This is a genomic window from Streptomyces sp. NPDC001714, assembly GCF_042892755.1.
Classification (GTDB): domain Bacteria; phylum Actinomycetota; class Actinomycetes; order Streptomycetales; family Streptomycetaceae; genus Streptomyces.
On the sequence record NZ_JBIAUL010000030.1, the window covers coordinates 70,674 to 85,564 of the forward strand.

The following is a 14,891-nucleotide window of genomic DNA, read 5'->3' on the forward strand; positions in this document are numbered from 1 at the left end:
GTGAGCACCGCCGACTCGTTCCCCCTTGGAGCTTCGACCACGCTCGCCGAACTCGCCCGGGATCCGCACCCGCGCCTGGCACTGCTCCGCGCCCACGAGCCGGTGTCGTGGCTGCCCGAGCTGAACGGCTGGCTGGTCACCCGCCGCGACCTCGGGCTGGACGTGATGAGGGACTCCGCCACCTACACCGTCGACGACCCCCGCTTCACCACCGCCCAGGTCGTCGGACCGAGCATGCTCTCCCTGGACGGCGCCGCGCACACCCGCCACCGCGAGCCCTTCGCGGCACCCTTCCGGCCCCGAAGGGTGCACGACAACTTCGCCGCGTTCATAGAACGGGAGACCGACCGCCTCATCACCGCACTGGAACCCGGGGGCGCCGCCGAACTGCGCCGCGCCTTCGCCGGGCCGCTCGCGGTGGCCGTCGTCACCGACGCCCTCGGGCTGGTCGGGACGACCACCGACACGGTGCTCTCCTGGTACGACGCCATCGTACGGTCCGTCTCGGACATCACCGAGGGCCTGGCGGCGGGCCCGGCGGGTCCCGCCGCCTACGCACAGCTGCGGGCCGCCGTCGAGGCGACCGTCGCCGACCCGCACGCCTCCTCGCTCCTCGTCTCCGCCGCCGAGCAGCTGGACGTGCCCGAAGTGGCCTCCAACGCGGCGGTGCTGATGTTCGGCGGCATCGAGACGACCGAAGCGATGATCACCAACGCCCTGCTCCACCTGCTGCAGAACCCCGCCCAACTCGCCCTGGTGCAGGCCGATTCCGATCTGCTGGACGGAGCCGTCGAGGAGTCCCTGCGGCTGGAGCCCGGCGCGGCTGTGGTGGACCGCTACGCCACCCGCGACACCGTGCTCGGCCCGGCCGCCATCCGCCGCGGCGACCTCGTCAGCGTCTCCCTGACCGGCGCCAACCGCGACCCGGCCGTCTTCACCGACCCGGACCGGTTCGACGTCCGGCGCGCCGAAGCCCGGCTTCAGCTGGCCTTCGCCCACGGCCCGCACCACTGCCTCGCCGCCCACCTGGCCCGACTGGAGACCCGCATCGCCCTCCAGCGCCTGTTCGAACGCCTCCCCGGACTCCGCCTCGACCCGCAGCGTCCCGCCACCCCGTCCGGCCTGGTCTTCCGCAAGCCGGCCGCCCTCCATGCGCTCTGGGACGTCCCGGCCTGACGACCCCCGACGGCCGCAGGCCGAGGCCCTGGAGCACGGCGCGGCGGACGTCCGTCACGAAGAGGTGACTGTCGTCGCAAAGCCACTCCAGCACCCGGGGCGGCCTCACCTGCCCCCGGATTCCCGATGCGCTCCAGGACGCCTTGAGGTGCTGGTCCGGCAGCTGCGCGGACTGCCGACAGCCGCTGCCGGGCAGCACGCACGGAACACGGGACAAGTAGTGGGCGTGTCGGTTCTCGCCCTACCAGCACCTCGGCCGCCGGGCCCGCCAGGATCGACGTAGCATCAAGCCCGGTACCCCGTCGGCCGGGCTCGGCTTCGCCCGGTCTTGCAGCACACAGGAGTGGCAAACCCCATGGACGCACCCGCGGACAGCCCATGGTCCGGAGCCGGTCTGGACCCGCTGACCGGTCGCGTTCTGGAGCACCTGGTGACTGTGCCCTCGGCTGACGCGGACGAAGTCGCGGCAGCGGTCGGAGTGTCCACGGCGGACGCGGCGCGGGCTCTGCGAGACCTCGCCGACGCCTCGCTCGCCCTGCGCACCGATGCTGCCGCGCCACGCTGGGCAGCCGGCCCTCCACGCACCTCCCTGAGCGCCCTGCTGGCCCGTCGGCGGGCTGAACTGGCGCGCACCGAAGGGCTCGTGGAGCGTTTGCACGAGATGTACGAGACGGTGTCCGGACCGCGCTCGGCACACCTGGTGGAGCTGCTGGAGCGCGAGGACGAGGTATCGGCGCGCTACGCCCAGCTGCTCAAGGGATGTGCGACCGAAGTGCTGCACCTGGCGAAACCGCCCTACGTCACCAGTTCCGGGGTGGCCGCGCAGCCATCAGGGGTGGCGGACGGGGTGCGGATGCGTTCCGTGTACGAGACCGAAGGCTTCTCCGACGAGGTGTCCCTGGCCACGGCGGTGCACGGCACCGGGCGGGGCGGGGAACTTCGGCTGGCGGCACGGCTGCCGGTGAAACTCGTGGTGTTCGACCGGACCGCGGCCCTGCTGCCGGTGCGGGGGGACCGGCCGTCCGCCGGCTCACTGGTGGTTCACTCGCCCGCGCTCGTCGAGGCGCTGGCGGCCCTGTTCGAGAGCGTGTGGCGAGATGCCGAACCAATGTCCCTCTCCAGCCGGACCGATGCGCTGCCGCCGGCCTTCGGCCACCACGGCACGCCGCTGCCGGACACCGGGGCGACGGGGACACCCGACCCGCGCACCCGGGAGATCCTGCAGCTGATGGCCGCGGGGATGAAGGACGACACGATCGCCCGCGTACTCAAGGTGAGCCGCCGCACCGTTCAGAAACATGTCAGCGACGTGGGCACACGGCTCGGCGCCCGCACCCGCTTCCAGATCGCCCTGCTGGCGGCCGAACGGGGGTGGCTGGGGGAGAACCAGGGCTTGGCCGATGCCGTGCTCGGTCGGTGATCTGCAGGAGCACGGTGATCCAGGGCATCGAGGCAGGGCATCGAGTCAGGAAAGCGCAGGCCCGCAAGGTGGTTGCCGGGTGTCTCGGCGGAGGGCTTCGGACAGTCTGCCGCGGAGGCGGTTGCGCGGCCCGGCGTTGCCGCGCACGGTGCCGTACCCGTGGATACGGCACCGTGATCGAGGCCTACGTCGTGGGCTTCAACGCGAAGTCCCTGTGGGTGACCCGGTCCCGGTGCACCACGGTCCGGCGGGTGAGGGGCCGGTGGCCGTCCGCGGTGGCCTGGAGGGTGTGTACGCCGGGGGAGCGCGAGAACAGGGTGTAGAGACCGTCGCCCACGGCCGGGTCCTCCGGCGTGGCCACGGTGAGTACGGCGGTGTCCGGCGCCGAGGTGTCGGCGACCTTCGCGCCGATGATCGCCGTACCGGTGCGGGCGTCCTGGACGGTTCCCACCGTCAGCCCGCCCGGCACCGGCTCCAGCGTCCGGCTCTGCACGCTCACGTCGTCGACTTCCCAGAAGTAGGCCCAGTTGGCGACGAAGTGGAAGCGCAGCCGCACCGACGACTGCCCGGCGTACTGCCGCAGCGGGACGCTCACCGTGAGGTGGTCGGCCTCGCCGTTCGCCTTGGGACCGGCCCACACGTTCTGCCAGGTGGCCCCGTCGTCGGTGCTGGCGTCCACGGTCATGTGCTGCTGGCTGAGGTTGGTGATGTAGTGCGTCTTGAAGGTGAGACTGGCCGACTGCGCCGTCGACAGGTCGTAGGCGGGGCTGACCAGCGAGGTGTCCTGATGCGGTCCGAAGGGCGCGTTGTCGCTCTCGACGGTCGCGAAGGAGCCGCTGCCGCCGGTGGCGTTGCCGCGTTGGGTGGGGTCGTCGAACTGCCACCCGTCGTCACTGTCCGCCGCGCTCGCCACCGTCCAGCCCTGTGGTGCCGCGGTGGGGGTGTCGAATCCCTCGGAGCGCTCGGTGGTGTGGAGGGCGTAGCCGACGGCGGTGGCCGCGTCCGGGTCGGCGGCCAGGGCGCTGTCGGCGGTCACGGCCTTCCTGCCCACCGTCACCTCGCGGGTGACCGCCTCGTAACCGGGCAGAGCCGCTGTGACGTCCAGGGTGTAACCGGCTTGCTCCGGAAGGGAGATGTCGTACCGGCCGGTGACCGGGTCGGTCCACACCGGCGCCTCCGGCGAACCCTCGACGGCGATCCGGGCGTACAGCGGCCAGCCGTGCCCCGAGCCGTCCCGGACCGTGCCGCGCACATGGGTGCGGGGCAGGGCCTTGAGGCCGAAGTCGCGTGTCAGGGTCTGGCCGTCCGCGATCTCCAGGGAGACCGGTGCCGCCGACGCGTAGCCGAAGGCCGTCACGGTGAGCCCGTCGACCTCACCTGCGGGCAGGTTCAGGGTGTACGTGCCGTCGGCGCTCGTGGTGGCCACGTCGAGGCCGGAGGCCACGGTGGCGTAGGCGACGGGTTTGCCGGTCCTGGTGTCGGTCACCTTGCCGGTCAGGGTCCCGCTCGGGCCGCTGCGGAAGGCCGCCAGTCCGGCCGGGGTACCCAGGCCGGTGGGACCGTCGTAGCCGGTGCCCGCGGTGCACAGGTAGGCGGCGGCGCAGGTGCCGTTGGATCCGGAGGTGATGTCGTTCAGTCCGGTGCCGCCGGCCGTGTACGGATACGCGTTGGGATAGGTGCCCGGACGCGGTGAGCCGGCCAGCGCGTAGACGCCGGCGATCACGGGCGTGGCCGCGCTGGTGCCGCCGTAGGTCTGCCAGCCGGTGCCGTGGCTGCCGAACGTCGAGTACACGGCAACGTTGTCGGCTACCGCGGAGACGTCCGCGACACTGCGTCCCTGGCATCCGGTGTCCTGCTGGAAGGAGGGCTTGGACTGGTACGACGCGCAGCCCGAGCCCGGCCCGTAGGAGCCGCGCTTCCACACGGTCTCGTCCCACCCGCGGGCAGTGTCCGGGTCGGCGACCAGATTGGTGCCGCCGACCGCCGTCACCGTGGGAAGGGTGGCCGGGAAGGCGACGCCGTAGCCGTTGTCCCCGCTCGCCGCGACGACCGCGACGCCGGGATGGTCGTAGGAGGCGCCGTACGTCGGGACGTCGGAGGCGTAGTCGCCGGAGCGGCCGTAGGAGTTGGACACGTACTTCGCGCCCAGCTCGACCGCCTTGTCGACCCCGGCCGCGAGCCGGTCGAGTCCGTCGTTGTCGGTCTCCACGAGCAGGATGTGCGCCTGCGGGGCGACCGCGGAGACCATGTCGAGGTCGAGGGCGATCTCACCGGCCCAGCCGTCGTTGGACAGCGGGTAGTCGGTGCCGCCGCGCTGGTCCACCTTGGTGAAGCAGCCGTTGGCCGTGGTGCACGGCGGCAGCCCGTACTGGGCGCGGTAGACCGCCAGGTCCGCTTCGGCGTCGGGGTTGTCGTAGGCGTCCACGATGGCGATGGTCTGCCCCGCGCCGCCGTCGGCCGGGAGGCTGTAGGCGCTCTGCAGGTCCTGCGGTCCGAGCCCCGGCGGCGTCTGAGCCGCGGCCAGCCGGAGCAACGGGGACTCACTCGTGGAGCGCATGGCGAAGCACGACGCGTGTCCCTTGGCGGGCGTGCCGCACACGGGAGTCAGGTCGGTGGCCGCGCCGGCTTCGGTGTCCGGAGAGGTGTCGAGGCGGGCCGGAGGGGCGGCGGCACCTGAGGGCGTGGCCGGCATGGCATGCGCGGGCGCCTCGATGCAGAGCAGAGCAAGGGCGGCGAGCCCCAGGGCGGTTACACCCGAACGGAGCCGCGGGGCCACCGATATTCGCTCTCTTCGGAACGCGGATTGCTTCACTTCGTACCCATCGTGACGGGCCCTCGGAATCGGGCCGGGAACAGGGGAAAACCTGCGTGCAGGAAGACGTCCCGACAATTAGCCGGTCAGGCATGACGGGATGTCAATAGGCCCTTCGTTACACGTTCATTTCCCGGAGACTGCCGACTTCCGCTGAGGGTTCTCACTTGTGCAGAATCACGAAGTGGCATTGGAAGTCCGGTGCGGAGCAGCCGAGTTCGTACCCACAATGGGCGGGTCCGCCGAGATCTCCGCCTGATTCCGGCATGCCCGCACCCTTTTCCTCTCGCAACAGCTGCACAACGAGGTGACTCGGCCATGATTGCCGTGCCTAAAGACGGTCCCCTAAATGAATTCCCAGTGGGTACGGGAAGGCTCGGCTGCCGTACGAAGGTGTCCGGTGTGGGCGAGGTCGTGCAGTCGCGCGACGCCGGGCGTGGCGAGGGGGAGGCCGTCGCCCTCGACGCCCGCTCCGCGCACCCGCGGCTGCCGGCCCCCGTGGCCCGCCCTGGCCACTGCACCGGATGCGGCACCGCCTACGACCGGCCCACGAAAACGCATGACCTCCTCACAGCGACGGCGACCGTGAACCCCGCCCAGCATGCGGCGCCGCCTGGCTACCCCAGAGGCCAGGACAGGCGCGGTGGCTCAGCCTTGACGGATGGCCCCTGGGGGCGGGGTCGGAAGACCGGAGGCCGAAAGGAACTGCTTTCTTCATCGGCCAGCGGCTGCGTGGTGTCCATGGCGTGGCGACAGCCGGACGCCGGTCGCTCCCGAGGTCTCAACGAGTGGGCTTCACGACATGCCCCACCGCGACGAGACCGACCCCTGTGGCGAGGAGCGAGGCGAGTGAACGTTCCAACTCGCCGGCACCAGTAGGGCTCCTGCTCCCCAGAGCCTCGGCTGCCGCACTCGTTGCTGCACCCCAGTGACCCGGCATGCGGCCCGGCAGCAGAGCGTGGACTCCCGGGACCGCCCACACGAGGGCCGGCACGAACAGCGCCGGTGCCGGCACGCCGAAGACGAACACCTCGTTCCCTCTGGTACCTGCTGTCGCGTCACAGGACGGTGCCACTCAAACGGGGTGTTCACCCATGCCCCCCGATCGGGCACGCGTGAAGCCCATGAAGATCGTTCCCCGGGCAGGGTACGCCTCAGTCCCACCAGAAGTCCCAGTGGTGGACACCGGTGATCCGCTGTGCGTATGCGGCCAGTGTGTACGGCCTTGTGCCTTGCCAGATGTTGTCGGGGCAGAAGGCGAAATGTTCGGCAGCGACCAGGAGAGCATCCTGTTCAGTGGTCGGCGGGGCTGCGACGCTCAGATGCAGGGTGGAGAAGCCGACCGCGACGACGCGGGCGCCGAAGCGGCTCTCCCAGTCGCCGACGACTGCGGAGAACTTCGCCGTGTCGTTGTCGTAGTTGGCGGGACCAGACCAGCCCGCGGTGGTGAGGGCTTCGGCGCCGGATACGGCGGTGACCAGCCCCAGACGGGAGTGGGGTCGGCCGGCAAGGAACACCCGGGCGTAGTCGGCGGCCACCTGGTCGGCGTTCGTCACGGACTCCCGGCCGGGTGCCCGCCCGGGCCAGCTCTGTCCGAAGGGGGCGGTGCCGGCGAGGCGCTGCTCGGCCGAGAGCGTGTCGTCGTCTTCGTCGACGGCGGTGTACGTCGCCCACCAGTTGGCGAGGAGGCCGGCGGGGTCGTGGTCCGCGGCGACGGACATCTGCTCCGGGAAGACCTCGCCCGATCCCCAGGGGCGGAATTCGGCGTCTTGCGGATCGAGCGCGTCGAGCAGCAGGGGCCACTGGCCGGAGGCGCTGTGCTCGGCGTGCATCCGAACCCACAGCCCGGAGGTGGCCGGCCCGTCGCTGAGCCAGAGGGGTTGGGAATCCCCGTCGCCTTCACCGGACGTGATCATCCGGCCGGGAGGCATCACTGAGCGGCTCCGATCACGCGGTCACGGAACTGCTGGAAGGCCTGCCAGCCCGCTGTTTGCCCCGGCGTGATCAGGTCCCCTGCTGCGCAGTCGAGGACTTTGCATTGCAGCGCTTCGGCCAGACGGAAGACGGGCGTGAGCACGGCGTCGCCGGAGCCCCGGACGTGGAGCATGATCGAATCCACCGGGTCTTCAGAGCCGATGTTGAGTTCGATCGACCAAGTGGGGCCGGAAAGCTCGCCCCACGCCGGGTCCGAGAGATCAACCTCGGGAACGGCCTGGGCGACGGCCGCGAGCACGTCGCATTGCCGGCCCAACGGGTCCGCAGCGCAGTCGGCGGGAAGCTCGTGCACCGAGGTGACGTGGTCGGGCAGGCGGAGGAGGAGCACATCCCAGCTCATGGGGGCCTTTCAGGCAGGACTCAGGTAGCGGTTGCGGTGGGTCAGATCGGGCTGAGCTGTTCTCCGGGGGAGTGCGGCAGGAGCACGTTCTGCAACTGGCGCATGTGCGCACGCCAGGGGTCGCCATCCGGCTCGGCCCACAGCTCCATCAGCTCGGACGGCTCGGTCATGACACGGTCGAGGGCCCGGAGGGCGAGGTCGCGCAGGCCGGTGAGATCGGGAAGGGGCTCTTTCGGCCCATAGACCGGATCGGCAGGCTCGCCCTCCGGACACTGCGCCGCGACAAGGGCGGCCGCGGCCACCGCTACATCTGATGCGGGCGCTTCGAGGTAGTCGGCCGTGTCGATCACCCATGTGAAAGCGCCGCGAACCATGCCCTCGCGTTCGTCCGGGAGTGCCTCGTCGAGGTCACCGCAGAAGTCCGCTGCGGTGTCGTTGCCGAAGGGGCCGGCGTCCCACGTGCCCATAGATTCTCCCGATCATGGTGTTGGCCGGAGAATCCTGACAGAGACCACTGACAACGGCCGCGTGATCCAGACCAGGCCGGAGCAGGAACTGCTGCTTCGTGTGGTCGAACCGCTTCTGAAGGGCGGATTCGCGGAGAAGTGGACCGGCAGATCAGTTAGCCCTCCGGTTGCGCTGCGGCAGCCGGGGCGGCAGGCCACCGGCCTTCGACCCGGAGATCTGCAAGCAGCGCAACACCGTCGAGCGGTGCATCAACCGCCTGAAGCAGTGGCGAGGCATCGCCACTCGCTACGAGAAGACCGCAACCGTCCAAGGACTGTCCCGTAAGCCGTGGCTCTGCTGACGGTGGCAGGACACACGTAGACAAGTCAGTGGCAGGCTGACCGCCGGTAAGAGACGATCACAACGTGCACGGCCCTGCTCTTGCCGGATGCGCCCGAACGCGTTGAGCGGCGTGGCGCCGTGCTGACGTTGGATCGACGCTCGGCCTGGTGCTTTCCACGCCGGGTCGGAGAGGACGCGTGTGTCGCTCGCTCTTGAAGATCGCTTGGCCATCACCGAACTGGTCTCGCTGCATGGTCATCTTGTTGACGACGGAAGTCTTGACCGGTTGGAGGAGTTGTTCACCGCCGATGTGGTCTACGACCTAACCGACTTCGGCCAGGAGCCGCTGTGCGGGGTGGCGGCCATCCGAGAAGCGGCGTGGGCGCTGGGAGCGGCCAACCCTGTCGCGCATCATGTCACCAACGTCGTCGTCACCGCGTCGGCGGACGGCCAGGTGCATGTCCGTTCCAAAGGGCTGGGTATCAAGGCCGACGGCTCCTGCGGTTCCGTCTCCTACGACGACACCGTCGTGCGCACGGCTGACGGCTGGCGGATCAGCCATCGCAAGCTCTCGCCGCGCCGAACTCCCTTGGGCGGGCTGACAAAGCCCGGCTGACCAGGCACATCCCGCCTGTGCCTAGCCGGTGAGGATCACCTTGCGCAGGCGGGCGATGCCGAGCATGGCGTGGTGGACACCATCGCCCTTCAGGCGGCAGTCGCGAAGGATCTGACTCCAGGTCTTCGTGGGGGCCAAGACGTGCTCGACACGGGCTCGCACTTTACGGTGGGAAGCGTTGTGATCTTCCTTCCAGGCGGGACGTTCGTCCTGGCCGCGCTCCCGGCGGTGCGGAATGACCAGGCCAGTGCCTCGGTATCCACCGTCGGCGATGACAACGGACTTTCCTTCAGCGGCTTTGGCTCCGGACAGTTCCATGCCTTGCAGTCGTTCCGCTCGCCGGGCAGGGGCGGGCCGACGGCGACGACGAGGCGGGTATCGGCGTCGATGACGACCTGGTGGTTGGTGGAGTACCGATAGTTCTTCGACTGCTCGGCGACAGTGTGATCGCGGGTGGGGACCAGCGTGCCGTCCGCGATCAGCACGGCCTCCTTGCGGAACCGCTTGCGCTGCCGCAGGGCGAGTAACGGTCCGAGACGCCCGATGACCGCGCAGCAGCCGACTTGGGCACACCGAACAGCGGGCCGAGCTGCCGCAGCGTCAGGTTCGTCCGCCAATACGCGGTGACCAGCAGGACCTGATCATGCAGCGGCAGGCTCCACGGCCGGCCCTTGCAGGTCGGCTCCGACGCCGTGATCAGACCAGGCACGACAAGATCATGTCGCCAAGATCAGCCGTTGCGGGAGAGCCCTTAGCCGGCTGGACTGCATATCGCTGGCATCTTCCGCTGGGCCGCATCATGATCAGCATTTCGGCGACAGTTCGAGAGGCAAGCCATGCAGGACGACTATCCGAGCTTCCCGGGGTTCGAGAACGTCGGTTTGGAGGACAGCTACGTACTGGACATAGTGGTCCATCCGGCTGTCCTGATCCTCAAGTTGGACGTCCTGCTCTTGCCCGGTCACCCTGAACATCAAGCCCCGGCGCCAGGAGAACGCGCCTGCTTCCGGCAGGCCACGGTCGTCTTCTCATCCGTCCGTGATCTGCACTGGACGGGCCAGAACGTGATCACGCCTGCGATCGACGCGAGTGGGAGCGCCGACTACGGCTCGGTCGACTCCCTCACCAGGGTCGACAGCGGCTACAAGATCCTGGGTGACTGGGGCGAGATCAACCTGCAGTCAGGCTCGCCTTCGCTGTCCATCGATCCGCCCCCCCTTGATCCAAACGAAACTGCCCAGGTCTGCGGAGCCGATCAGCAGGGCGAAACGAGACGCGCCGAACGTTCCTGATCCCTAGGAGTCCGCATCAGCGCCGACTACCGGCCGGACACCTGCCGCCCCCGAACGGCTCTCCCGGCCCACCATCTGCGTCCATCGATCGCCATACACGGCTGTCCATCGACCGCCGTCACAAAAATGACACTTTTTGCCACGCGGGAAACGGGGTGCGCCCGCTCCGGGCCTAGGCTGTGCCGATGACCAGTGCCGATGCCGTCGCGGAGACCGGTTCCGAGCCGCGCACCCAGTCCCTGATGCTGACCTTCTTCGGTGTCCATGTACTGGGGCGGCCCGTCGCCGTGTCGTCGGGCAGTGTGATCGCCGCTCTCGGAAGGTCGGGCAGTACGGAGGAGGCGGTGCGGACCACCTTGAACCGGATGGTCAAACGCGGCCTGCTGGAGCGTCATCGCCAGGGCCGCAAGGCCTACTTCGGGCTCACTCCGCATGCCGTCCAGGTGCTGACGGACGGCAGGGACCGCATCTGGCGCACCGGTGCGGTGAACCGGGACTGGGACGGCCGGTGGACGATGGTGGGCTTCTCGCTGCCCGAGGCGTGGAGTCGTGAACGGCACGACCTGCGCTCCCGGCTGATCTGGGCCGGTTTCGGCCCACTGCAGAGCGGCCTGTGGGTGGCCCCGGCGCGTGTCGACGTCCGCGAGATGGTGGCGGATCTCGGTCTGGAACCGTACCTGCGGGTGTTCCGGGCGGAGGTGGAGTCGCCGACCGATGTACGCCAGGTGCTGGAGCAGGCCTTCGACGTGCCGGCCATCGGTGCCCGGTACCGGGCGTTCCTGGAGCGATGGGACCGCACCGACCCGCTTCCCGCGGCGGTCTCCGGCGACGAACTCGCAGGCCAGCTCCTGCTGCACACCGACTGGCTGGACCTGGTGCGACGCGACCCGCATCTGCCCGCCGAGCATCTTCCGAGGGACTGGCCCGCAGCCGAGGCGGAGACCGTCTTCCGTGGCCTGGCCGGCCGCTGGGAGCGCCCGGCCGCGCGTGTGGCCGCCCGGCTGCTCGACATTCTGCCGCTGGGCTGATCCGCACCCAGGCCTCGCGCATCCGGACGCGGAGCCACCTACCTCAATATTGGGCATGGCATTGACGGCGATGAAAAAAGAGCCCTACATTCGCAGCGCTCTTCCAGCTCGCTCCCTCACTCGGTCCCCCCCTCGACTCGCGGAGCCGCCGCCATGCCCCGACCCCGTCTCTCGACCCTCGCCGCCGCCTGTGCGACCGCCCTCGCAGCCTCCCTGGTCGGGCCGGTGACCGGCGCCCAGGCCACCACCGCCGACCACTACTCCGGCACCCTGTCCGACGGCGCCACCTGGATCGCGGACAAACCCGCGCAGTGGAACGGCAGCCTGCTGCTGTTCAGCCACGGCTTCGGACCGACCGTCGCTGCCGACGCCCCGTCGACCGCGGCGCGCCAGGCACTGCTGGACGCCGGCTACGCCCTCGTCGGCTCCTCCTACGACCCGAACGGTTCGATGTGGGCGCTCGACTCGGCCGAGCGGGATCAGTTCGCGGCGCTCGCCGCCTTCCGCCGGCAGGTCGGTACACCGACCCGGGTCATCTCCGTGGGCCAGTCCATGGGCGGCCTCATCAACGCCCAGATCGCCCGCGACGGCGCGGGACGCGTCGACGGCTCACTCGGACTGTGCGGCCTGGTCGCGGGCGGCGTGGATCTGGACAACTACCAGCTGGACGCCGAGTACACCCTGGCCACGTTCTTCGACCCCGCCGACGCCGACAAGCTCGTGAACCTGGGCAGCCAGGCCGACGGCGCAGCCCTCGCCGACCGGCTCACCAAGGCTGTGGAAGCGGCACAGCAGACCCCCACGGGACGTGCCCGGATCGCCCTGGCCGCCGCCTTCCTCAACCTGGCCGACTGGGCTCCGGGACAACAGCCGCCCGCGGGTGACGACTTCGCGGGCCAGGAGGAGCAGCAGTACGCATGGCTGGCCCAGGGCCTGCTCGGGTTCATCGTCCCGGCTCGCTGGTCGGTGGAGCAGTCCGCCGGCGGCAACACATCCTGGAACAAGGGCGTCGACTACGCAGGCCTGCTGCACAAGTCCAGCCATGCCAAGCAGATCAAGGCGCTCTACCGCGACGCCGGGCTCGACCTGCGGACGGACCTGAACCGGCTCACCCGCGGTGCGGACATATCGGCCGACCCGGCCGCGGTGGCTCATCTGAAGCGGACCTCCACGGCCGGGCAGGGACTGGCCGTGCCGCTGCTCGACCTCCACACGACCGCCGACCAACTCGTGCCCGTCGAGCAGGAGTCGGCCTTCGCCGGGCGGGTGCGCAGGGCCGGCGACTCCGCGCTGCTGCGGCAGGCCTATGTGGCACGCCAGAGCCACTGCAACTTCACCACCGCCGAAGTGGTCGCCGGGCTGCACGCCGTGGAGCACCGGCTGGACACCGGGCACTGGGACAACTCCACCACTCCCGCCGCACTCCAGCACAGCGCCGACGAACTGGGCCTCGGCGGCGCTGCCTTCACCGACTACCGGCCGAACCGCCTGACCGGTACCCGCTGATCCCCAAGCGTCCTCTCCCCATCCCGAACCCGCTCGCCTCAGGAGCCCCCGTGTCAATGACGACCGAAACCTCCGCCAGAACCGACGTCGGCCGCGGTCTGACCACCGGCACCCTGGTCGCCGGTCTCCTCGCCGTCTGCCTCGCCCAGATCGGTCTGGCGATACCGGCCACACTCAACGGGCTGTTCCAGTCCGACCTGCACCCGGTCGGCTCGCAGCTCACCTGGATCTCCGACGCCTTCCTGCTGCCGGTCGCCGTACTGGAGCTGACCTTCGGCCTGCTCGGCGATCTCTTCGGCCGCAAGCGGCTGCTGATCGGCGGCGCTTCGCTGCTGGCCGTGGGCGAGCTGGTCAGTGCCACCGCCTCCGGCGTCCACCAGCTCTGGGCCGGACAGGCCCTTTCCGGCCTGGGTGCCGCCGCACTGTTCCCGACCTCGCTGGCCATCCTGGCCGCAGGCACCACCTCGCCCGCGCAACGGGCCCGGGTCATCGCGATGTGGGCGGCCCTGCTCTCCACCGGCGGGTTCCTCGCACCTCTGCTCGGGGGTATCACCGCCACCTACGGCTCGTGGCGATGGTCCTTCGTCGTGGTCACCGCCATCGCCGCGGCGAGTGCCGCCGTCAGCGCCCTGTTCGTCGTCAACTCCAGCGCCCCCGAGGGACGCTCGCTGGACGTGGCGGGCCAACTGACCATCGGCCTCGGCCTGTTCTCCCTGCTCTACGCCATCATCCAGGGCCCCACGGACGGATGGGCCTCGCCCTCGATCGTCATCGCCTTCGTCCTGGCGGCCGCCTTCCTCGCCGCCTTCGTCCTGGCCGAGAAGCGCGCCAAGTCCCCGCTCCTCCGCCTGGACCTGTTCCGCAACCGCGCCTTCGCGGTCGCCTCGGTCGTGGCCGTGATCGGCATGTTCGCCTTTCTGGGCACCGCCTACTCCGTCAGCATCCGGCTCGGCCCGGTGCAGGACCAGGCCCCGATGCGGACGGCGCTGGCATTCGTCCTGCTCAACGGCATCACCCTGGTGATGCTGCCGCTGACGGAACGGCTGCTGAGAAGTGCGGCACCGGGGCTGCTGCTGGGCGCGGGGCTGCTGCTGATCGCGGCGGGAGACTACTGGGCGGCCACGCTGCCGATCACCGACAGCGCCTTCACCTCGCTGATCCTGCCACTCGGTCTGGTGGGCCTGGGTTTCGCGATCACCGTCTCGTCGATCACGGCAACGGCCGTCAACACCGTCCCACTGCACTTGGCCGGCATGGCGAGCGCCACCACCAACCTGCTGCGGGACTTCGGCTTCACTCTCGGCCCGGCCGTGATCGGTGCCGTGGCCCTGAGCCGCGCAGCCAGCAGCTTCTCCGACTCCCTGCACGACTCCGCGCTGCCGCAGGCACTCAAGGGCGCCGGCACGGCCGTGCTGGAAGAGGGCGGCCCACTCGCGGTGAACGGTGCCTCAGCGGCGTCACCGAAACTGGCCGACCTGCACCCTCTCGCCCTGGACGCGCTCGGCCACGGCTACTCGATCGGTTTCGTCGTCTGCGGCTCGGCCGCACTGTTCTCAGCGCTGCTGACCCTCGTGACGCTCCGCGGCCGAGCCGCTTCACGTGACGAGTCCTCAGAGCGGTAGCAGGGGACGAGCGGAACATCTGCCGTCCCGCAGTCGGCGGACGGCCGCCGGGCCGGCGCCCATGCGGCGCCGGGCTTCGGACAGACGCCGGGAGGCCGAGGAGGAGGTGACGCACCGCGCCGGGCGGCCGACGCCGGGCGCGGTGCGATGTGCGGCTCTTCCCGCGGACAGCCGCAGCCTGCCTCAGATCCCCTGCCAGTCCGGCTTGTTGGCGAAGGTGTACCGGAAGTAGTCCGCGAACTTCAGCTTCGACGCGGCGGCCTCGTCGGCCACCACGGTGGCATGCCGGTGCAGC

General features: G+C 70.1%; 11 protein-coding genes and 3 pseudogenes. 8 read left to right on the forward strand and 6 right to left on the reverse strand.

The features are described from left to right. Both ACFY0P_RS46405 and ACFY0P_RS46410 read left to right on the forward strand, forming a co-directional pair. Positions 1 to 1,176: a cytochrome P450 gene (locus ACFY0P_RS46405; protein ID WP_388928381.1), complete on the forward strand. Its 1,176-nt coding sequence runs from the start codon at positions 1 to 3 to the stop codon at positions 1,174 to 1,176. 355 nt (positions 1,177 to 1,531) lie between these two features. Beyond that, entirely contained in the window at positions 1,532 to 2,596 is a 1,065-nt protein-coding gene (locus tag ACFY0P_RS46410) for a LuxR C-terminal-related transcriptional regulator (RefSeq protein WP_388928383.1), read from the forward strand. 184 nt (positions 2,597 to 2,780) lie between these two features. On the opposite strand, the gene ACFY0P_RS46415 is transcribed toward ACFY0P_RS46410, so the two are convergent. From ACFY0P_RS46415 to ACFY0P_RS46430, 4 genes are all read right to left on the reverse strand, one after another. Next, on the reverse strand, positions 2,781 to 5,372 hold the full coding sequence (locus ACFY0P_RS46415; RefSeq protein ID WP_388928385.1) for a carboxypeptidase regulatory-like domain-containing protein: 2,592 nt from the start codon (positions 5,370 to 5,372) through the stop codon (positions 2,781 to 2,783). 1,190 nt (positions 5,373 to 6,562) lie between these two features. After that, positions 6,563 to 7,240 carry a DUF4253 domain-containing protein gene (locus ACFY0P_RS46420; protein ID WP_388928387.1) on the reverse strand — a complete coding sequence of 226 codons (678 nt, stop codon included), beginning with the start codon at positions 7,238 to 7,240 and terminating at the stop codon, positions 6,563 to 6,565. A 98-nt stretch (positions 7,241 to 7,338) separates the two neighbouring features. Further along, the gene (locus ACFY0P_RS46425) at positions 7,339 to 7,743 is read right to left on the reverse strand and encodes a hypothetical protein (protein ID WP_388928389.1); all 405 of its coding nucleotides are present in this window, start codon (positions 7,741 to 7,743) and stop codon (positions 7,339 to 7,341) included. Positions 7,744 to 7,784: 41 nt separating this feature from the next. Continuing rightward, positions 7,785 to 8,210: a DUF4259 domain-containing protein gene (locus tag ACFY0P_RS46430; RefSeq protein WP_388928391.1), complete on the reverse strand. Its 426-nt coding sequence runs from the start codon at positions 8,208 to 8,210 to the stop codon at positions 7,785 to 7,787. Between the two features lie 149 nt (positions 8,211 to 8,359). Between ACFY0P_RS46430 and ACFY0P_RS46435 the strand changes: the two are divergent. Further along, positions 8,360 to 8,512, forward strand: a pseudogene (locus ACFY0P_RS46435) (IS5/IS1182 family transposase); the annotation flags it as partial. Positions 8,513 to 8,731: 219 nt separating this feature from the next. Then, a complete protein-coding gene (locus ACFY0P_RS46440) occupies positions 8,732 to 9,148 on the forward strand; it encodes a nuclear transport factor 2 family protein (RefSeq protein ID WP_388928393.1) in 417 nt (138 codons plus the stop codon). 21 nt (positions 9,149 to 9,169) lie between these two features. Here the strand turns inward: ACFY0P_RS46440 and ACFY0P_RS46445 are convergent. Then, positions 9,170 to 9,821: pseudogene (locus tag ACFY0P_RS46445) on the reverse strand (transposase); the annotation flags it as partial. A 163-nt stretch (positions 9,822 to 9,984) separates the two neighbouring features. Here ACFY0P_RS46445 and ACFY0P_RS46450 point away from each other — a divergent pair. The 4 genes from ACFY0P_RS46450 (at position 9,985) to ACFY0P_RS46465 (ending at position 14,596) form a co-directional block, all read left to right on the forward strand. Then, entirely contained in the window at positions 9,985 to 10,440 is a 456-nt protein-coding gene (locus ACFY0P_RS46450) for a hypothetical protein (RefSeq protein ID WP_388928395.1), read from the forward strand. Between the two features lie 179 nt (positions 10,441 to 10,619). Then, positions 10,620 to 11,468: a PaaX family transcriptional regulator C-terminal domain-containing protein gene (locus ACFY0P_RS46455; protein ID WP_388928396.1), complete on the forward strand. Its 849-nt coding sequence runs from the start codon at positions 10,620 to 10,622 to the stop codon at positions 11,466 to 11,468. A 153-nt stretch (positions 11,469 to 11,621) separates the two neighbouring features. Beyond that, entirely contained in the window at positions 11,622 to 12,974 is a 1,353-nt protein-coding gene (locus ACFY0P_RS46460) for an alpha/beta hydrolase (protein ID WP_388928398.1), read from the forward strand. Positions 12,975 to 13,030: 56 nt separating this feature from the next. Further along, positions 13,031 to 14,596: an MFS transporter gene (locus ACFY0P_RS46465; protein ID WP_388928400.1), complete on the forward strand. Its 1,566-nt coding sequence runs from the start codon at positions 13,031 to 13,033 to the stop codon at positions 14,594 to 14,596. 183 nt (positions 14,597 to 14,779) lie between these two features. On the opposite strand, the pseudogene ACFY0P_RS46470 reads toward ACFY0P_RS46465, so the two are convergent. Next, positions 14,780 to 14,891 (reverse strand): annotated as a pseudogene (locus ACFY0P_RS46470) (glucosamine-6-phosphate deaminase); the annotation flags it as partial.

Excerpts from the sequence above, each read along its gene's own strand:
- ACFY0P_RS46410 (WP_388928383.1), top strand. The coding sequence starts at position 1,532 with ATGGACGCACCCGCGGACAGCCCATGGTCCGGAGCCGGTCTGGACCCG.
- ACFY0P_RS46420 (WP_388928387.1), bottom strand. The coding sequence starts at position 7,240 with ATGCACGCCGAGCACAGCGCCTCCGGCCAGTGGCCCCTGCTGCTCGAC.
- ACFY0P_RS46425 (WP_388928389.1), bottom strand. The coding sequence starts at position 7,743 with ATGAGCTGGGATGTGCTCCTCCTCCGCCTGCCCGACCACGTCACCTCG.
- ACFY0P_RS46430 (WP_388928391.1), bottom strand. The coding sequence starts at position 8,210 with ATGGGCACGTGGGACGCCGGCCCCTTCGGCAACGACACCGCAGCGGAC.
- ACFY0P_RS46450 (WP_388928395.1), top strand. The coding sequence starts at position 9,985 with ATGCAGGACGACTATCCGAGCTTCCCGGGGTTCGAGAACGTCGGTTTG.
- ACFY0P_RS46460 (WP_388928398.1), top strand. The coding sequence starts at position 11,622 with ATGCCCCGACCCCGTCTCTCGACCCTCGCCGCCGCCTGTGCGACCGCC.
- ACFY0P_RS46465 (WP_388928400.1), top strand. The coding sequence starts at position 13,031 with ATGACGACCGAAACCTCCGCCAGAACCGACGTCGGCCGCGGTCTGACC.